Origin of the sequence: Chryseobacterium sp. CY350 (assembly GCF_027945075.1) — a bacterium.
Classification (GTDB): Bacteria; Bacteroidota; Bacteroidia; order Flavobacteriales; family Weeksellaceae; genus Chryseobacterium.
Window position 1 is genome coordinate 3,430,910 of sequence record NZ_CP116034.1, and the last position, 24,406, is coordinate 3,455,315.

A 24,406-nucleotide genomic window follows, 5' to 3' on the forward strand; every position below is an offset into this window, starting at 1 on the left:
ATTTTTTAATTGAAATTATAAATACTGATTGATAATACTCTCAAGATATTCCTGCTTTCCACTTTCTCTGCCAACTTCGCCTAATCCCTGAGCATAAGTGGCAAGATCAGTTAAAGATAAGCTTCCGTTTTCGAAATCTTTCCCTTTTCCGCTGTCGAAAGATGAATATCTGTTGGTTCTGATCTCAGAATATTTTGATTTTTCTAAAATTTTATCAGCAGCCAAGAAAGATCTTGCAAAATTGTCCATTCCGCTGATGTGCGCGATGAAGATGTCTTCAAGATCAGTTGAATTTCTTCTGATTTTAGCGTCGAAATTAACTCCACCACCTTGGAAACCTCCAGCCTGGATAATCACCAACATCGCCTGAGTCATTTCATACAGGTCAACAGGGAACTGGTCTGTATCCCAACCGTTTTGGTAATCACCTCTGTTCGCATCGATGCTTCCTAAAACATTATTATCAGCCGCAACCTGAAGCTCGTGCTCGAAAGTGTGTTGTGCTAAAGTTGCGTGGTTTACTTCAAGATTCAATTTAAAATCATTTAATAAATCGTACTGACGAAGGAAATTCAAACAAGTTGCAGCATCGAAGTCGTACTGATGTTTTGTAGGCTCCATCGGTTTTGGCTCGATGAAGAAAGTCCCTTTGAAACCCTGAGCTCTTGCATAATCTTTAGCCAAATGTAAAAACTTCGCCATATGCTCCTGCTCACGCTTCATATTAGTGTTTAAAAGTGACATATAACCTTCACGACCACCCCAGAATACATAGTTTTCTCCACCTAATTTAATAGTTGCATCCAAAGCGTTTTTCACCTGTCCGCCTGCGTAAGCCAAAACATCAAATGAAGGATTGGTTGCCGCACCATTCATAAATCTTGGGTTCGAGAAACAGTTGGATGTTCCCCAAAGCAATTTTACGCCAGAAGCCGCCTGTTTTTCTTTAGCGTAATCGGTAATGAATTCTAATCTTTTTGTAGATTCGATGAAATTGTCAGCCTCGTCAATCAAATCGTAGTCGTGGAAACAGTAATAAGGAACGCCTAATTTTGTGAAAAATTCGAACGCAGCATCCATTTTTTCTGTCGCTCTTTGTTTCGCATCAGAGGCAGTTAACCAATCAAATTGCTGAGTTCCTGCACCGAACGGATCGCCACCTGTTGCGCAGAACGTGTGCCAGTAAGCAGAAGCAAACTTGAAATATTCTTTCATCGTTTTTCCACGAACCACCAAATTTTCATCGTAAAATTTGAATGCCAGCGGATTGTCTGACTCTCTTCCCTCAAACTTGATTTTATCTATTCCTTTAAAATACTCTTTGTTTCCTGTTGTAATTGCCATTATTTTGATTTTATATTTTTAATTTATTTTTTTAATTTGGGCAGCTATTTCCGCCTTCCACTCCCTCTTTTTTCTGAAAAGCCAGCGCATTTTCCATCCTTTTTTCAGAAAAAGAGCTCCGTTCAAGTCGGGCTGCGAGTTTGTTATTGTATCAAATGAACTCTAATTCATCGTAATCGAAACTAAGAGCCACTTATTACTTGTTCCAGTTTATTTTTCCACTTACCATAATTTTCCCTGTACAAATCCATATTTTTAAAATCCGGAATGTACGTCGTGGTAATGTCTTTTTCAGTTAAAATATCATTCAGTGTCTCGAAAGCTCCTGCTCCGATTGCCGCTGCTCTTGCTGCTCCGGTAGAACCCGTCGTGTCAAAAATTCTAATTTCCGTATCCAATAATGTTGCAATCGATTGCGCAAACAATGAAGAGCGGAATAGATTGTCACCACCTGCTTTAATAATTCCTTTTTGTAGTCCGTCATTCATTAATATTTCTGTTCCATAAACAAAAGAAAAAGCAATACCTTCCAATCCGGCTCTGAACAGATGAACACTTTTGTGACGGTTAAAATTCACATTATAAGTAGATGAACCAATATCTTTATTTTTTAAAACTCTTTCAGCGCCATTTCCAAACGGTAAAACGATAATTCCGTCTGATCCGATGGGGATTTGTGAAGCTAAATCATTCAATTCTTGGTAAGAATGTCTTTTCTGATCCACCTGATGACGCAGCCAGCTGTACTGAATTCCCGCACCGTTTAAACAAAGCATTTTTCCGATTCTCGGCTGGTCTTTCGTATGATTAATGTGCGCAAAATTGTTTACACGCACAGATTCTTTAGAGTGAATATTGTCTGTCACGCCATAAACCACGCCAGAAGTTCCGCCTGTAGCAGCGATTTCTCCAGGATTCATTACGTTTAAAGACAATGCATTATTCGGCTGATCTCCTGCTCTGTACAGAATTGGAATTCCCTCCGGTAAACCACTTTCTTCAGCACCCTGTTTTGAAACTACACATTGCTCAGTGAAATTGTCTACAACTGTTGAAACCAAAGATTCATCAATTCCCCAATGATTCAACAATGTTTTTGATGCCTGATGTTTCTGGAAATCCCAAAGAACTCCTTCTGACAATCCGGTAACCGTTGTCGTTGCTTCACCACTTAATTTTAAAGCAATAAAATCTCCGGGAAGCATAAATTTCCAGATTTTTTCATAGACTTTTGGCTCGTTTTCTTTGACCCATTTTAGTTTTGAAGCGGTGAAATTTCCTGGTGAGTTCAAAAGTTTATTCATACAAATTTCCTCACCTAAATCGTCAAAAGCTTTATCACCGGTTTCAACTGCGCGGCTGTCACACCAGATAATCGACGGACGTAAAACTTCTTTATCATTTCCAACTAAAACCAAACCATGCATCTGATAAGAGATACCGATTCCCTTGATTTCATTTTTATCAATGTGACTTTCCGCAATTACTTTTTGAGTCAAAATTCTCAAATTCTGCCACCACTGTTCCGGATCTTGTTCTGCCCAGCCGATTTTTGGCGAATCAATGGACATCTCGCTTTCCGGATATTTTGCGTGAGCAATTACTTTTCCTTTTTCATCTACAATGGATGCTTTTATCGATGAGCTCCCGACATCGTATCCTATAAACTTCATTATTAATTAATAATTGTTAGCGTCTAAATGTAATAATTTTATCATATAATCAATATTTTTTTTATTAATACCGTATTTTTAATGATAATAAACGCTTCCAAGTCTTTGAAATTCAAGTTTATTCAAAAGGTCGGTTATCGTTATATTTATGATAAGGTAGTTTACAATGAATGATTTTTACGATAATATTTTTCCCTGAAATGGTCGCTTGCATATTAAATTAGAGTTAATGGATTGCATAAAAGCTTATTTTGCTATTTTGAAACTATTAAAAGAAATATTATATTTTTGAAATATGAACAACAGAAATCGTGGAAGAAACACGGGAGATGATGCTTTATTTGAGCCAAAAAGAGAATTGGAGAAGCTGAAATTAGCAGTTCAGAGTATTAAAAATAGTTAGAAATTTCAGATTTAAAAATAAAACAATTCATATTGATGGTTTTAATATTTTGATTTTACTGGAAAGTTTACTTTCCGAAGCATATATTTTTCAGGGTTTAGATGGTTGTTTTCAGGATCTTTCCGGAGTTTATGGAACATGGAATAATTAAACAAATAATTCTCAACTTCGCTCAGGAAAATATTATGATTGGGAAGTTGAATTAGAGTTTAATCCGGATAAATATTTAGTTGAAAATGCTGAAATCTCAGCTTTTTCAGATGCATGGATTTTGGATCATTTTGAGAGTTGGTTTAATCTCGTTGGATTTCTGATTAAAGAAGAAAAACTTTCTGTTAATTTGGTAAAAATGTTCTAGTGATGAATTTATTTGAAAAATATATTTCGTTGTTTTCAGATTCATGGAAAGAAAAATTCGGTAGAATTTTGGACGTTGAGCATCTCGAAAGTATGAGTAAAAATATTCAAGCTTTTAAAGAAAAAAAACTAGATTGGGAACTTCCGTATTTCAATGAGGAAATAAAATTTGACCGATCAGAAAGTTTCAAAAGTTTTATTGACATTCTTGAAAATGAAAATTCTGATGAGCTTAAAACAAAACTTTTAGAAGAGATTCCATTTGAAAATTGGCTGGATATTTTGGGACAACGTCTCACATCTGCAAGTTTGCGGGATGAAAATGCAATTCCGCCACTTGAAAATGTTTTGATTGAAAGTTGCCTAAAACCTTTTAATGATGAAGTCAGCACGGCTCAAAGAGCTTGGGAAAAACATGTTGGAAGAATGGATGACGAATTTTGGGGTGAAGTAAAAGGAAACAATCAGCAAAAACAACAGAAAGTGATGGAGAAAATCATTTATATCATTAAAAATAAAACGTGGTGGAATGTTTTCTATCACTATAAACACGAATTGGTCTACGAAATCAGAGAAAAAGACGGTCACGGAATTCGCTGGAGTCAAGACGGAACTCGACTGATCGGTTTTTTGGAGACTTTTATTAATAAATGAAAAAATATTTTATTGCGTAAAAAGATTGCGTACTGATGTTTTATGTTTGGCATTTTAAATTACAGATTTATGATTTAAATAATGAAAAACACTTACAACAAAGGAACTTTCAGAAGCTTCGAATATGGAAAAATCGGATCTTATCTGAAAAAGTGTGGAAATAAAAAATGGAGGAGAACTGAAAAATCTGAAATTGAAAACCAACTAAGTGATACCATTAAATTTTTTAAACAAAGAAAGAAAAAACGAAAACTAATTTGGACTAAAATCACAAAAGAGATTTACGGCAAAACACATTCGAATTACAGAAGTTTTTATTCTGAAAAAGCTTTTAAAGACTCAATAAAAAGAGCAAACGTAACAAGATATTTTTTAATCAATAAAACAAACAAAAAATGAACACATTTATAGATATTGGTATTAATTTAACCAATAAACAATTCAACAACGAACACGATGAGATTATCAATTTTGCCCTCGCTACCGGAGTTCACTTGATGATTCTCACAGGAACAAGCGTTCGGGGAAGCAAAGAATCAGCTGAAATAGCAGAACATTATCAGGATGTTCTATTTTCAACAGCAGGGATTCATCCTCATGATGCAAAATCTTTTAACAACGAAAGCATTAATGAATTAGGGAAATTATTAAAACAAGACCACGTCGTATCGGTCGGAGAATGCGGATTAGATTTTGACCGTGATTTTTCACCAAGATCCATTCAGGAAAAATGTTATCGTGCTCAACTCGAATTATCGATTGAAGTTGCTAAACCTCTTTTTCTCCATGAAAGATCAGCTTTTAAAAGATTTAATGAAATTACAGACGAATATTTATCAAAACTCCCCAAAGCCGTTGTCCATTGTTTTACGGGAACTTTAAATGAAGCTAAGACTTATCTTGACAAAGGATTTTACTTAGGATTCACAGGAGCAATCAGTGATGATAAAAGATTTAAACATTTGGAAGAAGTCATTAAATATGTTCCACTTGACAGAATGATGATTGAAACCGATGCACCTTTTATGCTTCCGAAAAATGTTCCGAGAATGCAAAGCCGCCGAAATGAGCCAAAATTCTTGCCTTTTGTTGCCCAAACAATTGCCCATCTCAAAAAAATAAGTATTTCCGAGGTCGCAGATGAAACGACAGAAGTCGCCCGAAACTTTTTCAAAATATAAAAAAGAGCCTTACAAATCAATGTAAAGCTTTTTTTTATGAAGTTTTAAAATTTATAGTTGCTTAAATGCTTTTCCAAGCTGATTCTAAAGCTAATTCTATCATTGGCTTCAAAGCCTTTTCTCTTTGATCGGCTGAAATATTTTCATGAGTCGGAATAATATCCGAAACCGTGAGAATTGTCGCAGCATTTTTTCCTAAATATTTTGCATTGGCAAACAATCCGAAAGCTTCCATTTCTACAGCCGGACAATCGTATTTTGTGGCAATTGACGGAATATTGGGATCTTTTCTGTAGAAAATATCGCTGCTGTGAATGTTCGTGGCTTTCGCTTTTAAAGATAATTCTTCTGCGGTTTGATTAATGATTTCAAAAATATTTCCCTGATGAGAAATGATATCTTCTTCAATTTCCCAGGCAAATTTTGCGTAAGTACTTTCACTTGCTGCGTTTTCGACATTTAAAAGATCAAAAACTTTCAGATCAGTAGTGTAAGCTCCACAAGTTCCGATCCTGATGATGGTATCAACTTCGTATTCTGTAAACAGTTCAAAAGAATAAATTCCTATGCTTGGAAAACCCATTCCGCTGGCTCCAACAGTGATTTCCTTGCCTTTATAAATACCTGTATAATAGAAAATACCTCTCGTCTGGCTTACCAATTTTGCATTTTCCAGGAAATTATCGGCGATATATTTTGCTCGGAGCGGATCTCCGGGTTGCAATACCACTTTAGCAATTTCTCCCTTTTTTGCACTGATGTGAACACTCATAATTTTATTTTGAATGGTGCAAAGATAACAAATATGTTAAAGGTGAATGGTTAATTTATGACCCCGCTTGAATTTTTTTGAAGCTATTCCCGCTTTCCGTTTCAATCTTTTTTTTTCAAAAAAGGATTTCCTCTGCAATCGGGGCTAGGGTTTTGGGATACAATTATTTAATGAGTACCACTTTTGTCAATTCGTGATTTTTTAGCAATTTAAATTAATGATTAAGTTATCATTTAAATTGATATTTCAGAAAGAATATTTTCTATTTTTGTTAGATGATGGAAACCAAATCCCCATTGTTGGATACGATATTTCTTCTTCGAAAAGAAGAATGCATTACCGTTTTTTCAGATTTAAAAGAGATTACAAAAAAGGAAGACGAGGATGCGGGGAATTATTTTGAAACCGAATTTGAAAAAGAAAGATTAGAGTATTTATCTGATCAAATCGATTGCAATAAAGAAACTGCAGTTTGGGCAGCAAAAGTGCTGTATCACTCTGTACAACTGTATATGATAAGAGAAAATACGGCGAAAGATTTGAACATATTAATTCCGGAATTAAAAGAAATCCGAAATATCTCTTCAATTTTATCAGCAGATTTATCGCTGAGATTTTTACCGCAAATAATCTCTGCTTTACAGCATGCAGATTCCGAAGATCCTTTGGTGAAAATCTTAGAAAATATTTTACAGAACTTTCATTACTCAGGAATTGGTTTTGATCTGAATTTGGAAAAAATAAACTGGGAAGAAGAATTAAAAGACAAAACCTACCGAAAATTATATCTCGAAAGAATTGTCGAAAAGAAAGCTTATAACTTAGCTGAAATTCCTTTTATCAATCAATTATTGATCGGTGAATTTGGAATGTATAAAGATGCTTTTTGGAGAGAATTAAAAATCATAATTCAAGAAAAATAATGACTCAGAATATCACAAAACTTAATACCGTTCTTAATTATGTGAAGGATACATTCGTTGGAAAAAACGACGTTGTTGATTTACTTGGAATTTGCTTACTGGCAAGAGAAAACGCATTTTTGTACGGACCTCCCGGAACCGCAAAATCCGCTATTGTAAGAACTTTAGCAAAAACCGTAAAAGATGGCAAAAACTTCGAATATCTTTTGACACGTTTTACAGAACCAAATGAAATTTTCGGACCTTTTGATATTAGAAAATTAAAAGAGGGTGAGCTTCTCACAAACACAGAAGGTATGATGCCAGAAGCATCAATGGTTTTTCTGGATGAGATTTTCAATGCAAACTCAGCAATTCTGAATTCGCTTTTGATGGCTTTGAACGAAAAGATTTTCAAAAGAGGAAAAGAAACAAAAAATCTTCCTGCGTTGATGTTTGTAGGAGCAAGTAACGTTCTTCCTGAAGATGAAGCGTTGAATGCGTTATTCGACCGTTTTCTGATCAGAATTAATGTTGATTATGTGCATCCCGATCTTCTTCAACAGGTACTTTTAGCTGGAAGAAAACTCGAAAATAATATCGAAACGGAAACTCCTGAAATTCTTTCAAACGAAATCAAAGAACTTCAAAATTTGTGTAAAACGATTGATTTAAAACCGATTTACGAAGTATATTTAAATACAATTATCAATCTTCGAAATACAGGAATTGCAATTTCCGACCGTAGAGCGGTAAAACTGCAAAATCTGATTGCTGCAAGTGCATTAATTTGTGGTAGAAATGAAGCGATTCTTTCTGATCTATGGGTTTTGAAACACATTTGGGACACCCAAGAACAGATAGAAATTCTGGAAGGAATTATCAACAGAACGATTGAAAAAGACGACCATCCGAAATCGCATCCGCAAGCTTTACAAAACAAGGCTCCGAATCCGGAGGAAGTAATGAAAGATGTGAAAATTCTCATTGATCAATGGGAAAGCGGAACATCTACTTTTGAAGAGCAAAATGTCATTAAAGATAAATTGAGATACCTGCAAACGCGTTGCGACTGGATCAGAAATCCTGAGCAAAAAAAATATATTCAAACAGAAATCGAAAATCTATGGCAAAAGATTCTTCAGACAGTATAAAAGAATTTTGGGCAGAAATTCCGCGAATTGATGAAGATTTTTTGGGCTCAATTCGTGACTGGAAAAATGTTCAGATCGCTTCAGATGATGAAGTAATTTGGCTGAAAGGTTTTACCGATGAACAAGCTGTTTCGTCGGAAATTCATCAATTGCCCAATTTTTTGCTGTACGAATTAAGAGAAGGACTTTTATTCAGAAAAGATGCTTTGGTTCCCAGTAAAAAAGTAAGCACGGCTATGCTTTGGATGCCGATTGATAAAGCTTTAAAACTAACTTTTCCGATTTCAAATAATAATTTTTTTGGAATTGATGAAAATGTTGAAATTAAGCTAAAACCAAGCGAAGAAGAGCAACCTGCAATTGCATTATTAAGTTCAATTTCTGAAATTAAAGACAGAATTGTAGAAATTCCGAAATTCAAATTGGAAAAACTGGATTGGATTGTCATTAATGATAAAGCATTATTTATAGGAAACCCATTATTGAGTTTTCCGGGGAAAACGTATTGGACGAAAGACAATCATCTTTTACCGACAGGTTTTGATTTTGAATTTAAAAATTTGAGTTATTTATTGCAAAGAAAATATAACGCAACTCAGGAACAATGGCTTTTATGGAACGAAAACGGAAGTGTTTTGCATCTCAATAAGGAAGATTTTAGAAAACTGTCTGTTAGTTCATTTCGTCTCACTGAAAAAGCAAAGGAATGGAGTTAGTATCGTATTTTCAGTCATATAAAGATTATTTTTGGGAATGGACGACTGATGAGGATGTTCCAGACGATACAGGATATAATGAAAACAATCTCATTTCGATTCCAAATGTAGGAGCAATTGCTTATAGGCCTTATATTATTGAAGTTTTAAAACAATTACAACCGCAAGGTTTTCCGCCCTTTGGATCTTTGCTTCTTCTATTGTATGCTACACAAGAGGGATATTTAAATTTAGATGGAATTCTTTATCATTTAAAAAGAGTTCAATTAAATTATATTGATGTTGAAAAACTGAACATTCATGAAGGAATTAAATTTTTAGAAAATCTAAGAACTTTAGCAAACAAATATAAAAAAGGACAAAATAAAATTATTCTTTTACAAACTGTTTTTGCTCATTCACCTGTCGTTGCTTCATCTGTTAATTCGAATTTGTTGTTAAGAATGTATGCTAAAAAATCGCATATCATCGCAGAATCAGCAAATAAAAAGGAATTGCAAGATTCGGTTATCATAAAAGATATTCGAACACTAGCAATATTAGGCTCAAAATTTCCTACAACAGAATCCATCATCAAAGCGATGCAGGGAATTACTGAAATTCCAGAGTTGGAAGATGAAGTTGTACAGGAAGAAACCACCGTAGAAACGGATAAAGATTTTATCCAAGAATTAATTGAAGATCCAAAAACTTTCCAAATCGGTAGTTTGATTAAAAGAATCTGGAGCGGTCTGAAAATCCCGATGCGACACCTTTCTCCCGGCGAACAGCCAATCGGAGGAATTTCTGATATGACCAATAAAGGCGATTTTCACAGAATGCTTTTGTCGGAATTTGCCAACGAAGATGAGGTTTTTATGAACCGTGTTGCCAATAACGAAGCATTGTACATTCAAAGAGAAATTCCGCCTGAGGAAAATATTTTTGAAAGGATTATTTTGATTGATACTTCGCTGAAAAATTGGGGAACTCCGAAAATTTTGGCGTTTGCTTCGGCGATTGCCGTGATCAAACATCCGAAAGCGCATTCGGAATGTAAAGTTTTTGCTTTAGGACAAACCAATGTGCCAATTTCTTTGGATAAATTGGATGAAGTGATAGAAAATCTGAATCAGGTGAGTCCGGTTTTGGAGGTTTCTCATGCACTTGAAAAGTTCTTTACTGAAGAGCATCGAGGAAAAGATCTGGAAGTTTTTTTTATTACAAATCAGGAAAATTTAGCCCATCAAAAACTTCAAAAAGTCATTCACCAAAACAGAGATCGACTAAAATTTCTGGTAACAACTTCTTCTGATGGCGAACTGAATTTTTACAAGCACCATAAAGGAACGAGAAAGCATATTCACAAAATTATGCTTCCGTTAAAGGAATTGTGGGCAAATCCGCCAAAACACAAGACGATAAATGTACAGGGAAACCAGATTAAAACTAATATTCCAAAGAATTATCCATTATTATTTCCAACTCCAAAAGAGAGAATTAAAACATTTTTATATGAAGGAGATTTCTATATTTTAAGCAATAAAAAACAACTCCTGAAAACGTATCTGTCGGATAATTATTATAATAAAAATATCTATCAAAATATTAGTACCCAAAAAGGATGCGAAGTTATTATTGAAAATATTTCAGTAAAACCAAAAGGTCAATTTGCCTTAGCCAAAAATAAAGCTGGAAATTATATTCTGGCTCAATTTCAGCAAGATAAAAAAATTCTTTCCAAGTTGAATTTAAATACAAAAGAGTATTCTGAACTAAATCTTACGGGACAAAATATTCCTATAAATTTTCATTTAATTTATTTTAATAAAAATTTCTATCTATATAATTTTGATGCCCCAAAGATTTTCATGATTAGTCTAGAAGGTCATCTTTCTATTGAAGAAGTTGAAAATGATCAACAAATTTTAAAAAATGGAATCAAAAGCGAAACAGAACTTAATAAATTAAAAGACAGAGGTGCGAAAATTTTAAACAACTTTACCAAAATAGGAATTAATGATGCTGAAGAATTTATTATTTCGAATTTTGCGTTAGAATTTCATACTGAAAATGTCTATTATTTGGGTAAAAATCTTCAGAAAATTGAAGTTTTAGCAAGTCAGAACAAAAATAAATTTGCTTTTGAAGATGGAAGTGAAGTCATAACAGATCATCGCGGAATGCTTGCTTTTAAAAGCAGCAACAAAAATATTCCAACATTTTATATGCCTTCTGTTCATTACGGATTTATGGCTTTAGCGACAGAAAAAGAATTTGGAGGTTCAGAATATTATCTACCGAAAGATTCAAAATTGAAAGTAAGAGAAATGGACGAAATGTATTCTGATTATATGGAAGCTTTTATTAAACATATTTTGGAACATGGAACTTAGAATAAAACCTTTTCCGAAAAATAATCATCCGAAAAAAGGACTTTTAATAAAGGGTTCTTCACCATTTACTTGGCTTCAGGAGATGGAAATTTTGGGTGTAGATTTAAATCAGATTCAGTCTTATCCGATTCCTTCCAACGAACCGAATGTTTTGTATGGATGTTTTTTAATTTTTGAAAATAACGCTCCCAACGAAATCGGGAGAAATTCTTATTTTCAGTGTATCGATCACAAATTTTTCATTCCTGAAAACACGACTTTTTATCCAAAAATCAATCCTGAAGAATGGCAAAATATCGATGCTGAATTTTTAATCATGCATCCCGAATTCGGATTGGTAAAGCTCAATGAAGAAATTGATTGGCTTTCCATTATTCAAAATCCGAAACAGTCCGAAGATAAAATCCGAAAACCTCAAAATGGTGTAAAAATCCCTCAGAAAATTGAGAGTTATACGGTTGAAATGGATGATGAGAAAGTTTTAGAAGCTCTTGAAAAACCGCAAACCGAAGAAGAATGGATGAAAAATCTTCCATTTGACTTAAAAAAATTGATGGCTGGAAATAAAAAAGAGATTGAGAAATATTTAAAATACATCGAAAAATATCCAGATCGAGCTGTAGATCTAGGAATTCCTTTAGATGTTACGGGAACTTCCCGAGGTGATGGTTTTGCAAAATTCATGTTTGGAAATTCATGGTTCGGGAAATTATTCGGCGGAAATTCTATAAACGGAGAAAAGTCGACGTATTCTATAAAATACCGTTGGGTATTTTGGGTTTTTCTGATCATTATTGGGTTGGTAAGAATTTCAATATATCTAAACAAAAAAAATGATGCAAAAAATTTTCCGATGGCTTCGTCCGGGAAAGTTTCTGAGGCTGATAAAAATATGATGAATCCTACTATCGCGTATCGATCCGGAGTTACAGATATTGATTTGAAGATCGATTCTATGTTTGGAAGAAAACGGAATGAGTTAGCCACTGAGAGATTAATGCTTCTTACAGGAAATACTGAAGAAGAAAGTTATAAAGAATATCTGAAAAATGGAGGAAAATCTATTGAAAAAATTTCCAAAGAAGCTGATTCGATAGAAAATAAAATTACAACTGCAACAGATTCTTTGAAAAGAGTCTACCGTCAAAAAATCGTAAAATATTTAGTTCAAAACGAAGTAAAAGTCAGGAAGAAAATTACAGATTCTTTAAACAAAATAAGTTCCGGAAAACCTGCCGATCATGGAATTGTGAAAACCATTTTAAAAAAGAAAAAGGTTTTAATTGAAGATTCTTTAGGCCGACTTTACGGGACAAAAGAGATCATTGAACCACCAATTGATCTTAACAAAGGTAAAATAGTTGAAACATTAGAGAGCGAAAAACCCTATTCGAAAAACGACATTTCTTTCTCTGAAATTATTTGGCTGATTATTTTTATGACAGGAGTTGTCGGGTTGTATTCATTCATCGTTAAAAGAAAATCTTTGAATGTCGGAGGCGAAAATGTTCCCAACGGAATCAAGATTTTTCTTGTCATTGTGCTTTTAGCAATGTTGGCTTATATTTTTTATCCTTTGATCGAAATGTTCGGCTACAATTGGTTTGTGTGGATTCTAATTATTGGTGTTGTGTTGCTTCTTTACCGTCTTTTCAGCGAAGACAAAACTATTTTAAAATCAGATAAAGATGAATAGACAGAAGTTTATAGATAAATTCATGGCGGCATTCTTTATTCTGGTTATTTTTAAAGTGATCGGAATTTTGACTCAGTTATTTCATGCTACATTATGGAGTGTGATAGGAAATCTTTTGATTTTCATAGTGGTGGCGGTGATCATTCTTCTTGTTATTACTGCTTTAAAGGATAAAGAAAAACAAAATTCGGGAGTAGGCGGCCGTCACGGTGGAGGTGGAAGTTCTTACGTTGAAAGTTCACTTTTCGACCGAATCAGAAATAAATATGAAGACCTTGCAAAAAAATATATCGACGAAAAAGATTATAGAAAAGCTGCAAAAGTTTACATGAATCTTCTCCAAGATAATTACCGAGGTGCAAAAACTTTGGAAAACGGAGGTTTTTATAATGAAGCAGCGGCTATTTATCTTAAAAAGTTAAAAAATAAATCTGAAGCAGCAAACTGTTACGAAAAAGCAAAGCAGTACAGAAAGGCAATCGATTTGTATAAAGAGCTCGAACAAAAAGAAAAAGTTGGTGATCTGTACAGACAAATTAATGATCTAAAAAATTCGAACAATTATTATCAAATGGTTGTAGACGATTATGTGAATAACAATCAGATAGTAAAAGGCTCATTGATTTACCGTAAAAAAATGGAAATGCCGGATGAAGCTCAGAAAATTTTGTTAAAAGGTTGGGAAGAAGATCGTGATGCTTTCAATTGTCTGAATAATTATTTTGCAAATATTTTTGATGTTAAAAAACTCGATCAGCAGATCCAGGAATTGTACGAGAAAACACCTTCAGATAAGAAGATTACTTATCTTGAAGCCATTAAATATGAATTTAAAAAAGATCAGAAACTTCAAAATACAACAAGAAATATCGCCTACGAAATCATCGCCGAAAAAGTAGCAACCCGTTCTGAAATCGTCAATGAATTAAAACATTTCAATCCTGATGATCAGGTGATTTTAAAAGATATTTCGAGGTTTAAGACGGGACGGAATAAGATGTTTAGGAATTGATTGAATAAAAATCGTTAGATGGATAACTCTAATAAATATTTTCATTTTAGTCACGAAGGAAAAAACGTTTACGAAATTGTAGATGAAATAATATCTAACTATAAATCTCCATTGTTTGCAATTAAGAAAATTAGAGAAATTTTCCCCAATTTTTCTTTAATAGAGGCAAAAGAAATAGTAATCATTTCAACTTCTGAACATAAAAGTTTATATGATTATCAAGGAAGTTTGCTTCCTGATCTTGAAGAATCAGATAAATTAATAAATGAAGAAGAGAACAAAAATAAGGATCAATAAAATAAGTGACGAAAGTTCTGTAGACTATCATTTCTTATCTGTCAATTATAAAATTAATTAAAGAAATAAGAAAAACATTTATCTTTGCACCAATATAATTATGACAATACAAAGAGCACATATCAGTTTAAATCTATGCGATCGCCCTGCAATAAAGGGATCGTTTGGATATGAATGGATGATATTGGATGAGGCGAAATGTGCTTGCTTTGAAAATTATTTACTGTAAACTTGTAAAAATTTAATCAAAATACTGTAGAAACGCCTCGATGATCGGGGCGTTTTTTGTGTTTTAAGGGCAGAAATTATTTAGAATGAAAAAAAATAACCATAAAAGTGAAAAATATTTAATCAACAATGAACAATTAATAAGAAAATAAAACGTGATCAATAACCCGATGAGAGACAGTCATTTAGGTAATTAAGATATCTGTAATGTATTACGGACAGAAATTCGCTATTCTAAATTTGAATTATAATTAACTGATTTTCAAATAGTTAATTGAAAAATAAATTTGCGAGTTAAAAAATTTCATACTTACTTTGCAACCGAAAATTAAAGCAATACGTTTTTAATCTTTTCAAAAAAACAATTTTAAACAAGAATATAATGAAACAATTACATAACATATCTAATCAGTATTCAAGACAACACGGACAAGAGCCGATGGGACTTGCGTGTATTCTTGATAGTGAATTTGTGGATAAAAGGTGCTTATATAAATGCGTCAGTTAATGAACTGACACGTCAAAATATATAAAGCGCCTCCCGAAAAGAGGCGCTTTTTTTATGGTTTCTTTAGCTTATTTGGTAAAGCGTCGGTCTGTGGAACCGGAGAACAGGGTTTGATCCCCGGAGATACCCAAAAGTGTGAATTTTACTTCACAAGAATTTTAAAATTCCGTAGCTCAATTGGATAGAGCGTTGGTTTTCTAAACCGAAGGTTAGAGGTTCGATCCCTCTCGGAATTACAAAAGATTCACGGAAAAATTCCCGATCCGACTGTCTCTCGGAAAAGAATTTGAAGTGAATCTGAAAAACTGGAAAGATAACGGTGGTTGTTTACCCGCCTTGGACGCGGGAGGTCATAGGTTCGAATCCTATTTTTCAGACGAAGAAAGTAATGTAATAGTCAAAACTGAATTTTGTTTCACAGGTGAATTTTTAAAAATTGACAAGTAAAGCGAATTGACAATTACGATTCAGATCAATTAATTGTTTCAAAAGAGAAGAGAAAAGGTTTGTCGAGCGCAGAAGATCTTTACGCCAAAAACACAATATAGACAGGCTTTTTCTTAACTCAAATAAATAAAAAGATGGAAATTAATTAAACATAATATAAATTTTTAGGTAAAATAAAGTTTGTCAAAGCGCAGAAGTTCTTATATCAAATAAAAAATTAAGACAGGCTTTATTTTTTAATGAAAATTTAAATAAAAAAGAATAATCAATATGGTGAAAATTACTCATTATCCATTATTGATTACTCATAAAAATGATGGTTCGCCGAAGTGGAAGAGTCGGGGCGGTCTGCAAAACCGTTGCGTAAGCTGAGTGGGTTTAAATCCCATAACCATCTCAAATAACTAAAATGAGATTAGTTCCGAAGAAAAAGTAAAAGTTTGTCGAGCGCAGAAGTTCTTATATCAAACTAAAAAATTAAAGACAGGCTTTGTTTTTCTTCACAAAAAAGAAGTTAGATGCTGGAGATTAGAAGTTAGAATGAAAATCATTAATCTCTTATCAATTATCATTTATAAAAAAGGAAGTACGCCGAAGTTGGAGAGTCGGGGCAGACTGTAAATCTGTTGCTTCATTGCTGAGTAGGTTCAAATCCTACTACTTCCACCATAAAAACCGCTGATAATGTAATGGCAGCATGCAGGAAATGTACTCTTGTTGTTTAGGTTCGATTCCTAGTCAGATGGTCAAAAAAGTGAATAAGTGAACGGTAAATTTTGCTCTGAAAGTTAATTTATAGATTGACTACAAAGTAAATTGACTATTCACAATTCAAAAAAATAATGCTCTATTCGTGTAACGGTTCAGGACGCCTGCCTTTCGAGCAGATAATAAGGGTTTGGGTCCTGATGAATCAACAATTATCTGTCATTATTGAAAAAGGCTTTGTGTTCTTAGCTGAGTGAAACGCCTTTGCGAACTTAAATAGCAGTTAGTATTAAAAAAAATCTTTGCGGACTTTGCGCTAAAATAAGCACTCTGCCGGATTACAGATATTCATATAATAATTAGTAAAAATTTAAATAAAACAAATTTAAAACATGTAGAAAAAATGGAAACGCAACAACAAACATGGCAAAATATGACCGGAAAAATTTTCCAAAACTCTATCACACAGTTGGTAGAAGAAGCCATCATTCGCGAACAAGCAAATGGACATCGACTGAAAGTGTGTGTGGGTTCAGACTCCCACGTTTATGGTGACGCCATTAATTATGCTACGGCAGTGGTCTTTATTCGTGAGGGAAAAGGAGCGTTTACCTTTATCAGAAAAGAAAGAGAAATACAGAATATCAGTATCAAAGAGCGAATGTTGAACGAGGTCAACAAATCCGTAGAAATTGCCTACGCCATTTGCTCTATTCTGGAAACATATGATGTGGAAATGGAGGTACACGCAGACATTAATACCGATCCGGATTTCAAATCCAACGTTGCTTTGAAAGACGCAATGGGATATATTTTGGGAATGGGTTATATATTTAAAGCAAAACCTTACGCATTCGCAAGTTCCAATTGTGCTGATATGATGGTGTAATTTTCAAAAAATAAAAAAAATGAAAACAATTTTAATCATTAATGGAGAACAATACTGGAAAGATTATTTTGCAGGATTTAATGTAGTTCAGAAGAAAGTTCATACATCCGAATTTATCGTAAAAGATGCTGAATTGTATGTGATTGATGCAGATGGAGTCTGCAAACCGGATGTGATTTTTTGGAGATTGGGGGCTATAAATCCTGAAGCAAAACACAGAAATATTTTGGAATTAATTGAATATTCAGGTGTTGCTTGTGTGAATTCTGCTTCAACATTATTAATGGGGTACGAAAGATTATCAATGTTAAATAGATTGAAAAGACTTGGATTACCTGTTATTGATTTTAACGTAGCAACCAATATAACTCAACTGAAAAATCTGGAAATGCAGTTTCCTTTTGTGGTTAAAGTTGGAAATCATCACGGTGGATACGGAAAAAGTCTGGTTTCAACCGAAGAACAATGGGAAGAACTGAAAGATTTGCTATTTATTCATCAGGATTATATCACAACAGAGACATTCATTAACTATAAATATGACATTCGTTATCTGGCAATAAATGATAGAGTTTGGGCTATGAAAAGAAAAGGCAAATATTGGAAAGCCAATTCTTTAACCCAAGAATATCAAATCATCGAGCCGGAAAAAGAATGGATAGAAAAAGTAAAACTGTTACAGGAAAATATCAAAGCAGATATTGTTGCCATTGATGTTCTGGAAACAGAAAACGGAGAAAAAGTGATTTTAGAATACAACGATATTCCCGGTCTTTCAGGGTTTCCTGAAGATGCAAAACTGGAATTATCAGGTATTGTAAAAAGTAAATAAAAAACCTTTAAAAACTAATAACCATGTATTTTTTAGTTCAGGCTAATGTATATTTAGATCCCGATCATTACAAAATTTTTGATGCCTTGGAAGAATTAAATATTGATTATCATGTAATTAATATTCCGCCAACTGCAAGGAAAATAGATTTCGAAACAGACAGAAAAGATGTTTTCGTGTATGGTTCGGTAACGATTGCAAGATTGGCAAAACAGAATACCAATTGGTTTCCAGGTTCTTTTTACGGAGGAAATCATCTGTATGAAGTGTATTCTAAATATTATGGTGAAAACCTTTTGAATCATAAAGTTTCGGTTCACAAGATTTCAGAAGAATTGATTTGGGAAAAAGATGAACTAAAATTCATTAAACCTTACAATGAAGCTAAAATTTTCACAGGAAAAGTTTTCACAGAAGCAGAATGGAAAGATTTCGTTTTTGAATCATTAAAAAATCAATTAAACAGAATTACAAAAGATTCTTTAGTTCAGATTTCTGAAGCAAAACGAAACCGGATTTTTCTATGCAAAAATCTTGTTTCAAGGGACTTTGGATGAGGCTTTGAAGTTCTCTAATGTTTTCGATTCTAAAATTCCGGCCTGGTTGGGATTACCGGAAATCGAAAATAATATGTGTGAAGGAACGATCCTTAAAACTTTGAAAACTAAATATTTTGGAAACGGCTCAAGAGTCATTTTAAAAAATAAAAACGAAAAGTGGACTGAGAAATCTAAAATGGTTAGGAAAGACAGGGCAATTCAAAATGAAGTTCGTTTCAGTGAAAATGCTCAGAATATTTGGGAAGAAATTAAAAAATATGCAACTGCAAACCGATTGAATAATGTTGTCAGTAAAATTGGTGAATTTGAACCCAAAATGATTGGGAAAGTGATTGGTCTTTTTACACAGGATATTTTAGAGGATTTTGAAAAATATTTTCCGAAAGTTTTCACTACAATAGAAAAAGAAGAACAAAAAAGGATCAACAAAAAGTTGAATTCTTTGGTCATCGATGTTATAAAAGAAGAATTGATGACTCTTAAAGTTTAGTTTCGGTAATTTATTATCGAAACTTTTTGATGTAAATATTAAAACAAAATTGAAGCCTAAATACTTTCTACGGCAGATCATTAAAATAATTTAGATTATTTTTTGAAGATTATTTTTTAACTGCGTAAATACAATGCGTATAATGGTTTTATCTTTGCAGAGCTTCAGCAGCAATTCTTTTCAGGGTATTTCTTCCCGCTTTCTCCTCCAATTTTTAAAACCAAATGTAGATGACTGAAAAAATATGTAGAATAAAATAGTTAAATATGAAAACAACAGACAAAATATTAATCGTCGATTTAGAAGCGACTTGTTGGGAAAACGATAGAATTCCACCTGGTCAAAAAGTCGATATTATAGAAATAGGAATTTGCGAATTAAACAGAACAACAAAAGTACTTTCCAAGAAACAAAGCATTTACGTCATTCCGGAAAGATCTAAAATCAACCAATTTTGTACAGATTTGACCGGAATAACTCCGCAGCTAATAAAAGAAAAAGGAATTCATTTCGAAGAAGCTTGCGAGAAAATAAGGGATGAATATGATTCAACTTGGCTTACTTGGGCAGGTTTTGGAAATTTTGATAAAGAGCAGATCATGGAACAGTGTGATTATCTCGGCATCGAAAATCCTTTTTCCGAAAATTATATTAACATTATGCATCAGTTTAAAGCCTATAATGGACTTTACAAAATGATGGGTTTAAAAAGAGCTCTTATAGCTATGAATATGAATTTTGAAGGAAATCATCACAGCGGAGCAGATGATGCTTACAATGCTGCTAAAATTTTGAGAGAGATTTTGCAGTAAATTTTTAACAATAAACAATTTAAAAAAATGAAAACAACAGATAAAATTTTAATTATAGACCTCGAAGCCACATGCTGGGACGACCGCCCGCCAAGAGGACAGGAAAGCGAAATCATAGAAATCGGCGTTTGCATTATGGATGCAAAAACCGGTGAGATTTCGCAAAATGAAGGAATCCTAGTGAAACCTCAATATTCAAAAGTAAGTCCGTTTTGTACAGAACTGACTTCCATTACTCAGAAAATGCTAGATGAAGAAGGCGTTTTACTCGAAGATGCATTAGATATTTTACGAGCAGAATACGATTCCGAAGACCTGACTTGGGCGAGTTACGGAAACTATGATCTGAATATGCTTAAAAATCAGGCAAGAAGATTCAATGTAGATTATCCTTTGAGTGATGATCATATCAATGTGAAAACATTATTCGGGCAAACGCATCCGACCGTCAGGAAAAGCGTTGGAATGGCGAGAGCTTTGGGTGAGTTAAATTTCAAGCTTGAAGGGACACATCACAGAGGTGTGGATGATGCAAAAAACATTGCAAAAATATTACATTGGTGCCTGAAGCAATATTAAAAACGGTACATAATAATTAAATAATGATGACTTCTTTTTAAAAGGAAGTTTTTTTATTTTCTTTCCAACCATTCTTCGTAAGAAAGTACACCCAAGTCAGGTCTTCCTTCTCCTTCCAAAATCGAAATAAATTCCAGTTGATTTCCGTCCGGATCATTAAAATAAATCGCTAACGCAGGCATCCACGCAAAAACCATTGGTTTATCAATTCCGTCTTTCAGGAAGTTGTAAGGTTTTAAATTTTTATTTTTTAAAAACTCAACGGAATAATTTAAAATATCTTCTTTATCAGCAGAAAAAGCAAAATGTCTAGTTTGTAAATTTTCCCTTTGCTCCCACAAACCAAGCATGGCTTCTTTATTTTTTCCAATCCATAAAAATGCAATCGGACGGTTTCCATCATGATGAGCAAATTCCAAACCTAAAACTTCAGTATAAAATTTTATTGAGTTTTCTAAATTGTTAACCTGTACGTGAGTTTCATATAATCCTTTTATCATAGTTTACATTTTAATATACACAAAGCTAGACAACGGATTTCCAAAAACCTGAAACTGTCGATTCCTTTATGTAAAATGAATGATAGATTTTATCTAAACACAAATCACACTAATACTTTCACAAATATCACAATCAAAATTCGTGTTTTTTTTAGTGTAAAGATTTGTGTCATTAATGTTTAAGTCAAAAAATAAAAACTTTTTCACAAAAAAATTAACTACGCAAAAACACTGCGCAATATCGTCATTACTTTGCATAAGAAATCAGAGAGGAAGTGATAATCTTCCGAATGTTTAACAAAAAAACAGTAACCATGAAATTTAATTTTTTAAGAAAAGAGAATAAAGTAGTCATGAACTACGAAGGTGCAAAAGCTTATACAATGACACCTGCAGAAGAACTATACAGTGCTGTTGTTACAACAGGATTATCAAACGCAACCTATGAAAAAGGAAATGACAGATTGGCGAGAATCCAAGCTTTGATTCTGAAAAACGATCCTGAATTCGTAGCAAAATTGGCAATCTATGCAAGAAAAGATATGTATTTGCGTTCAATTCCACTGGTTTTGACTACCGAATTGGCGAAACAGACTTCAGGTACAGACTTGGTAAGCAGAACCGTTGACGGTGTTATTCAAAGAGCAGACGAAATCACAGAATTGTTGGCGTATTACCAATTGGCCAACGAAAGAACGGATACTAAAAAGTTGAATAGACTTTCAAAACAGATCCAAAAAGGTTTGGTGAAATCTTTCAATAAATTTGATGAATATCAATTTGCAAAATACAACAGAAAAGCAGAAGTTACTTTGAAAGACGCTTTGTTTTTGGTTCACCCGAAAGCAAAAGACGAAAATCAGCAGGCAATTTTCAACAAAATCGTAAATGATTCGTTGGAAACTCCATACACTTGGGAAGTTGAACTTTCAGTTTTGGGTCAGACAAAATTTGCCGATGAAGCAGAAAGAAGATTAGCTTTCAAAAACAAATGGGAAGAATTGATTTTCAGTAACAAACTAGGTTATATGGCAACGTTGAGAAACTTGCGAAATATCTTAGAAGCTAAGGTTTCTTCAGATGCAATGTTCAAAGTGTGCAACTATCTGTCAGACGAAAAGGCGGTGAGAAATTCAAAACAATTGCCATTCAGATTTTTGTCTGCGTATAGAGAATTGAAAACGATCGATTCACCCTATTTGTCATCAATTTTGGAAGCATTGGAAGATGCGGTGATGGTGAGTGCAAAAAACATCAAAGGTTTTGGTTTCGATACTTCGGTGGTGATTGCGGCAGACGTTTCGGGTTCGATGCAACAGCCTGTTTCTGCGAAATCTAAGGTTTTGTTGTACGATATCGGTTTGCTCATGTCGATGATGTTGCAGTCGCAGTGCAAAAATGTAGTTACGGGTATTTTTGGTGATCGTTGGAAAAGAGTTCCGATGCCTAAAAATGGTATCCTGAGAAACGTAGATGCTTTCTACAAGCGGGAAGGTGAAGTGGGTTACTCCACAAACGGTTATTTGGTGATCGAAGATTTGATCAGAAAAAGAGAAAAAGTAGATAAAGTGATGTTGTTCACCGATACTCAGCTTTGGGATAGCAATGGTGGTAGAAATTCTTTCGAAAATTCATGGAATCAATACAAAAGTTTCAATCCAAATGCAAAATTGTATATTTTTGATTTGACGGGTTACGGAAAACAACCGTTGGATGTCAGAAAAAATGATGTGTATCTTATTGCAGGTTGGTCCGACAAAATTTTCGACGTACTGAATGCTCTGGAAGACCGAAAGTCTGGTGTAGAAATGATTAAAAAAGTAGTGCTGTAAAAGGCACTGCTTTTAAAAATAAAACTAATAACCATTAATTTTTTTAGGAGCCTAATCCCGCTTTCCGCTATATCTTTTTCGCCAGCACTTTTTTTTAAAGCCATTTCAGAAAAAGGATGTCACTTCAATCGGGGCTAGGAATAAAAATTATAACATGAAAAATATTACTTTAGATCTTATAAAAGGCATTTTATACACATATGCAGACTTAAATACTCCAAATTGTAATTTATCTTATGAATATGAAATAATTGAAATGGAATTAGACAAAGATGAATCTATTTTTTTGAGAAATAAATTTCATCTTCAAGAAGAATGTTTATTTACTATTGAAAATATCAGTATCGGAGAATTTCAAAAATCTCTAAAAAAATGGTTATTCAAAAATGGAGAAATCATTAAGTTGGAAATTAGTGAGAGAAGAGAAAATGTTTTTATCGAATTATTTTTTAGAGATTTAAATAATTTGATAAATATTAAAAACATTTTAACTTCAAAGTTTAGTGATTCCAATGAAACATACTATGAATTGGGAATTTACTACGAATATTTTTTCATAGTAGGAGATAAGAATAAATACCTTCTCTATTTTAAATACGAAGATTAACAAATAACCGATGCGTAAGAAAAGAAATTCTTCGACTTCCAATTGAAAAATGAGTCTTTTCGTCAGATTGTTCGGTTTTAATAACCAATGTCGTAAAATAAGAGTTCCATCGTCAAACTTAAAATGTGAACAACATTCAAGAACTCTTATAACTTGTTACTTGGTTTTTAATTAAAATATAATTCATGGGAAATATGTTACACAGAATTGAACAGGATATTAAAGAAGGCAGAAAGAAAAAGGCCTGTGACAGATTGAGAAATATGATTAATCAATTTCCAGATGATATTTTGTTGAGAGAAAAATTGGCTCAGCTTTATTATGATTCTGGATTTAAGGATGAAGCCGGAAAATATTGGATCTTGTCTGAACCGCAGAATTTCGAAATGAAAGAAGCGGTTGAAATATACAGAAAGTCTTTCAGTAACTCAGGAAATGCTATCTTAAAAGATATTGTCTTTCGTGGAAATAAAACTCAACTTTCAGACTTCGCTCAAAATACTTTAAAAGAATTGGAATCTGACAGTTTAAAGAAAACAAAACGCATTCCTGACTTTAAACCCAAAAACAGAGAAAAAGGAAATTATACGGAATCTAAAAATGGCTTTTTTAGTAATGTCGGGTTTTATTTGTTCATTGGAGGAGTTATTTTGCTTCCAATCTTAGGATTTGTAAAGCTTTTAGAAATAATAAACTTTTTATTTTTAAAATAAATTTCAACTGCGAAAAAAGGTTGCGTACTGATAATGTAATTTGCTGTAACAAAAAAACAAGAACAAACAAAACTTAAAATAATCGATGCCGTAAGAAAGAGTTCCTTCGAATTCAAATTGAAAAAAGTCTCTTTCAAAATTTTGCTCGATTTAAAATTACTTACA

At 33.3% G+C, this 24,406-nt stretch carries 23 protein-coding genes, 5 tRNA genes and 1 pseudogene; 25 read left to right on the plus strand and 4 right to left on the minus strand.

The window, feature by feature from the left end; genetic code table 11:
- Positions 1 to 15 precede the first annotated feature (15 nt).
- The gene (gene xylA, locus PGH12_RS16015) at positions 16 to 1,344 is read right to left on the minus strand and encodes a xylose isomerase (protein ID WP_267598486.1); all 1,329 of its coding nucleotides are present in this window, start codon (positions 1,342 to 1,344) and stop codon (positions 16 to 18) included.
- Between the two features lie 182 nt (positions 1,345 to 1,526).
- Positions 1,527 to 3,017, minus strand: a complete 1,491-nt coding sequence (locus PGH12_RS16020) for a xylulokinase (protein WP_267598487.1) — start codon at positions 3,015 to 3,017, stop codon at positions 1,527 to 1,529.
- A gap of 452 nt (positions 3,018 to 3,469) precedes the next feature.
- Here PGH12_RS16020 and PGH12_RS19070 point away from each other — a divergent pair.
- The 4 genes and pseudogenes from PGH12_RS19070 to PGH12_RS16040 all read left to right on the plus strand — a co-directional run bounded on the left by PGH12_RS19070 (position 3,470) and on the right by PGH12_RS16040 (position 5,612).
- Positions 3,470 to 3,778, plus strand: a pseudogene (locus tag PGH12_RS19070) (DUF5616 domain-containing protein).
- Positions 3,779 to 3,780: 2 nt separating this feature from the next.
- Positions 3,781 to 4,431 carry a tRNase toxin domain-containing protein gene (locus tag PGH12_RS16030; RefSeq protein WP_267598489.1) on the plus strand — a complete coding sequence of 217 codons (651 nt, stop codon included), beginning with the start codon at positions 3,781 to 3,783 and terminating at the stop codon, positions 4,429 to 4,431.
- 81 nt (positions 4,432 to 4,512) lie between these two features.
- Entirely contained in the window at positions 4,513 to 4,830 is a 318-nt protein-coding gene (locus tag PGH12_RS16035) for a hypothetical protein (protein ID WP_267598490.1), read from the plus strand.
- The gene (locus tag PGH12_RS16040) at positions 4,827 to 5,612 is read left to right on the plus strand and encodes a TatD family hydrolase (protein WP_267598491.1); all 786 of its coding nucleotides are present in this window, start codon (positions 4,827 to 4,829) and stop codon (positions 5,610 to 5,612) included. Before PGH12_RS16035 ends, PGH12_RS16040 begins: the two co-directional genes overlap by 4 nt.
- A 61-nt stretch (positions 5,613 to 5,673) precedes the next feature.
- Here PGH12_RS16040 and deoD read toward each other — a convergent pair whose 3' ends face one another.
- On the minus strand, positions 5,674 to 6,384 hold the full coding sequence (gene deoD, locus PGH12_RS16045) for a purine-nucleoside phosphorylase (RefSeq protein WP_267598492.1): 711 nt from the start codon (positions 6,382 to 6,384) through the stop codon (positions 5,674 to 5,676).
- Between the two features lie 275 nt (positions 6,385 to 6,659).
- On the opposite strand from deoD, the gene PGH12_RS16050 reads away from it, so the two are divergent.
- The 18 genes from PGH12_RS16050 to PGH12_RS16135 all read left to right on the plus strand — a co-directional run bounded on the left by PGH12_RS16050 (position 6,660) and on the right by PGH12_RS16135 (position 20,589).
- Complete coding sequence (locus tag PGH12_RS16050; protein WP_503612727.1) at positions 6,660 to 7,307, plus strand: conflict system bpX4 domain-containing protein; 648 nt, start codon at positions 6,660 to 6,662, stop codon at positions 7,305 to 7,307.
- Entirely contained in the window at positions 7,307 to 8,440 is a 1,134-nt protein-coding gene (locus tag PGH12_RS16055; RefSeq protein WP_267598494.1) for an AAA family ATPase, read from the plus strand. The genes PGH12_RS16050 and PGH12_RS16055 overlap by 1 nt, the downstream gene beginning before the upstream one ends.
- The gene (locus PGH12_RS16060; protein ID WP_267598495.1) at positions 8,413 to 9,156 is read left to right on the plus strand and encodes a hypothetical protein; all 744 of its coding nucleotides are present in this window, start codon (positions 8,413 to 8,415) and stop codon (positions 9,154 to 9,156) included. Before PGH12_RS16055 ends, PGH12_RS16060 begins: the two co-directional genes overlap by 28 nt.
- On the plus strand, positions 9,147 to 11,531 hold the full coding sequence (locus PGH12_RS16065) for a hypothetical protein (protein ID WP_267598497.1): 2,385 nt from the start codon (positions 9,147 to 9,149) through the stop codon (positions 11,529 to 11,531). The genes PGH12_RS16060 and PGH12_RS16065 overlap by 10 nt, the downstream gene beginning before the upstream one ends.
- Entirely contained in the window at positions 11,521 to 13,227 is a 1,707-nt protein-coding gene (locus PGH12_RS16070) for a bpX3 domain-containing protein (RefSeq protein WP_267598498.1), read from the plus strand. The genes PGH12_RS16065 and PGH12_RS16070 overlap by 11 nt, the downstream gene beginning before the upstream one ends.
- On the plus strand, positions 13,220 to 14,239 hold the full coding sequence (locus PGH12_RS16075) for a soluble NSF attachment family protein (RefSeq protein ID WP_267598499.1): 1,020 nt from the start codon (positions 13,220 to 13,222) through the stop codon (positions 14,237 to 14,239). Before PGH12_RS16070 ends, PGH12_RS16075 begins: the two co-directional genes overlap by 8 nt.
- A gap of 18 nt (positions 14,240 to 14,257) precedes the next feature.
- On the plus strand, positions 14,258 to 14,536 hold the full coding sequence (locus PGH12_RS16080) for a hypothetical protein (RefSeq protein ID WP_267598500.1): 279 nt from the start codon (positions 14,258 to 14,260) through the stop codon (positions 14,534 to 14,536).
- Between the two features lie 798 nt (positions 14,537 to 15,334).
- A tRNA-His gene (locus PGH12_RS16085) sits at positions 15,335 to 15,402 on the plus strand.
- A gap of 32 nt (positions 15,403 to 15,434) precedes the next feature.
- Positions 15,435 to 15,508: transfer RNA gene (locus tag PGH12_RS16090), tRNA-Arg, on the plus strand.
- 69 nt (positions 15,509 to 15,577) lie between these two features.
- A tRNA-Pro gene (locus PGH12_RS16095) sits at positions 15,578 to 15,649 on the plus strand.
- A gap of 385 nt (positions 15,650 to 16,034) precedes the next feature.
- Positions 16,035 to 16,116: transfer RNA gene (locus tag PGH12_RS16100), tRNA-Cys, on the plus strand.
- 185 nt (positions 16,117 to 16,301) lie between these two features.
- Positions 16,302 to 16,388, plus strand: a tRNA-Tyr gene (locus PGH12_RS16105).
- 442 nt (positions 16,389 to 16,830) lie between these two features.
- Positions 16,831 to 17,316: a ribonuclease H-like YkuK family protein gene (locus PGH12_RS16110; protein WP_115620186.1), complete on the plus strand. Its 486-nt coding sequence runs from the start codon at positions 16,831 to 16,833 to the stop codon at positions 17,314 to 17,316.
- A 19-nt stretch (positions 17,317 to 17,335) separates the two neighbouring features.
- Positions 17,336 to 18,148: an ATP-grasp domain-containing protein gene (locus tag PGH12_RS16115; protein WP_267598501.1), complete on the plus strand. Its 813-nt coding sequence runs from the start codon at positions 17,336 to 17,338 to the stop codon at positions 18,146 to 18,148.
- Positions 18,149 to 18,171: 23 nt separating this feature from the next.
- Positions 18,172 to 18,705 carry an ATP-grasp domain-containing protein gene (locus tag PGH12_RS16120; RefSeq protein WP_267598502.1) on the plus strand — a complete coding sequence of 178 codons (534 nt, stop codon included), beginning with the start codon at positions 18,172 to 18,174 and terminating at the stop codon, positions 18,703 to 18,705.
- Positions 18,683 to 19,198, plus strand: coding sequence for a DNA ligase-like domain-containing protein (locus tag PGH12_RS16125; protein ID WP_267598503.1), 516 nt, complete (start codon positions 18,683 to 18,685; stop codon positions 19,196 to 19,198). Before PGH12_RS16120 ends, PGH12_RS16125 begins: the two co-directional genes overlap by 23 nt.
- Before the next feature lie 266 nt (positions 19,199 to 19,464).
- A complete protein-coding gene (locus PGH12_RS16130) occupies positions 19,465 to 20,010 on the plus strand; it encodes a 3'-5' exonuclease (RefSeq protein WP_267598504.1) in 546 nt (181 codons plus the stop codon).
- Between the two features lie 27 nt (positions 20,011 to 20,037).
- Positions 20,038 to 20,589, plus strand: a complete 552-nt coding sequence (locus PGH12_RS16135; protein ID WP_267598505.1) for a 3'-5' exonuclease — start codon at positions 20,038 to 20,040, stop codon at positions 20,587 to 20,589.
- Between the two features lie 53 nt (positions 20,590 to 20,642).
- Here the strand turns inward: PGH12_RS16135 and PGH12_RS16140 are convergent, their stop codons facing one another.
- Positions 20,643 to 21,089 (minus strand): VOC family protein, encoded by a 447-nt coding sequence (locus tag PGH12_RS16140; RefSeq protein WP_267598506.1) that lies wholly within the window; start codon positions 21,087 to 21,089, stop codon positions 20,643 to 20,645.
- A gap of 314 nt (positions 21,090 to 21,403) precedes the next feature.
- Between PGH12_RS16140 and PGH12_RS16145 the strand changes: the two genes are divergently transcribed.
- The 3 genes from PGH12_RS16145 (at position 21,404) to PGH12_RS16155 (ending at position 24,241) form a co-directional block, all read left to right on the plus strand.
- The gene (locus PGH12_RS16145; protein WP_267598507.1) at positions 21,404 to 22,921 is read left to right on the plus strand and encodes a TROVE domain-containing protein; all 1,518 of its coding nucleotides are present in this window, start codon (positions 21,404 to 21,406) and stop codon (positions 22,919 to 22,921) included.
- 154 nt (positions 22,922 to 23,075) lie between these two features.
- Positions 23,076 to 23,528: a hypothetical protein gene (locus PGH12_RS16150; RefSeq protein ID WP_267598508.1), complete on the plus strand. Its 453-nt coding sequence runs from the start codon at positions 23,076 to 23,078 to the stop codon at positions 23,526 to 23,528.
- Between the two features lie 185 nt (positions 23,529 to 23,713).
- Positions 23,714 to 24,241, plus strand: coding sequence for a DUF6584 family protein (locus PGH12_RS16155; protein WP_267598509.1), 528 nt, complete (start codon positions 23,714 to 23,716; stop codon positions 24,239 to 24,241).
- The last annotated feature ends 165 nt before the right edge of the window (positions 24,242 to 24,406 follow it).

Excerpts from the sequence above, each read along its gene's own strand:
- xylA (WP_267598486.1), bottom strand. The coding sequence starts at position 1,344 with ATGGCAATTACAACAGGAAACAAAGAGTATTTTAAAGGAATAGATAAA.
- PGH12_RS16020 (WP_267598487.1), bottom strand. The coding sequence starts at position 3,017 with ATGAAGTTTATAGGATACGATGTCGGGAGCTCATCGATAAAAGCATCC.
- PGH12_RS16030 (WP_267598489.1), top strand. The coding sequence starts at position 3,781 with ATGAATTTATTTGAAAAATATATTTCGTTGTTTTCAGATTCATGGAAA.
- PGH12_RS16035 (WP_267598490.1), top strand. The coding sequence starts at position 4,513 with ATGAAAAACACTTACAACAAAGGAACTTTCAGAAGCTTCGAATATGGA.
- PGH12_RS16040 (WP_267598491.1), top strand. The coding sequence starts at position 4,827 with ATGAACACATTTATAGATATTGGTATTAATTTAACCAATAAACAATTC.
- deoD (WP_267598492.1), bottom strand. The coding sequence starts at position 6,384 with ATGAGTGTTCACATCAGTGCAAAAAAGGGAGAAATTGCTAAAGTGGTA.
- PGH12_RS16050 (WP_503612727.1), top strand. The coding sequence starts at position 6,660 with ATGATGGAAACCAAATCCCCATTGTTGGATACGATATTTCTTCTTCGA.
- PGH12_RS16055 (WP_267598494.1), top strand. The coding sequence starts at position 7,307 with ATGACTCAGAATATCACAAAACTTAATACCGTTCTTAATTATGTGAAG.
- PGH12_RS16060 (WP_267598495.1), top strand. The coding sequence starts at position 8,413 with ATGGCAAAAGATTCTTCAGACAGTATAAAAGAATTTTGGGCAGAAATT.
- PGH12_RS16065 (WP_267598497.1), top strand. The coding sequence starts at position 9,147 with ATGGAGTTAGTATCGTATTTTCAGTCATATAAAGATTATTTTTGGGAA.
- PGH12_RS16070 (WP_267598498.1), top strand. The coding sequence starts at position 11,521 with ATGGAACTTAGAATAAAACCTTTTCCGAAAAATAATCATCCGAAAAAA.
- PGH12_RS16075 (WP_267598499.1), top strand. The coding sequence starts at position 13,220 with ATGAATAGACAGAAGTTTATAGATAAATTCATGGCGGCATTCTTTATT.
- PGH12_RS16080 (WP_267598500.1), top strand. The coding sequence starts at position 14,258 with ATGGATAACTCTAATAAATATTTTCATTTTAGTCACGAAGGAAAAAAC.
- PGH12_RS16110 (WP_115620186.1), top strand. The coding sequence starts at position 16,831 with ATGGAAACGCAACAACAAACATGGCAAAATATGACCGGAAAAATTTTC.
- PGH12_RS16115 (WP_267598501.1), top strand. The coding sequence starts at position 17,336 with ATGAAAACAATTTTAATCATTAATGGAGAACAATACTGGAAAGATTAT.
- PGH12_RS16120 (WP_267598502.1), top strand. The coding sequence starts at position 18,172 with ATGTATTTTTTAGTTCAGGCTAATGTATATTTAGATCCCGATCATTAC.
- PGH12_RS16130 (WP_267598504.1), top strand. The coding sequence starts at position 19,465 with ATGAAAACAACAGACAAAATATTAATCGTCGATTTAGAAGCGACTTGT.
- PGH12_RS16135 (WP_267598505.1), top strand. The coding sequence starts at position 20,038 with ATGAAAACAACAGATAAAATTTTAATTATAGACCTCGAAGCCACATGC.
- PGH12_RS16140 (WP_267598506.1), bottom strand. The coding sequence starts at position 21,089 with ATGATAAAAGGATTATATGAAACTCACGTACAGGTTAACAATTTAGAA.
- PGH12_RS16145 (WP_267598507.1), top strand. The coding sequence starts at position 21,404 with ATGAAATTTAATTTTTTAAGAAAAGAGAATAAAGTAGTCATGAACTAC.
- PGH12_RS16150 (WP_267598508.1), top strand. The coding sequence starts at position 23,076 with ATGAAAAATATTACTTTAGATCTTATAAAAGGCATTTTATACACATAT.
- PGH12_RS16155 (WP_267598509.1), top strand. The coding sequence starts at position 23,714 with ATGGGAAATATGTTACACAGAATTGAACAGGATATTAAAGAAGGCAGA.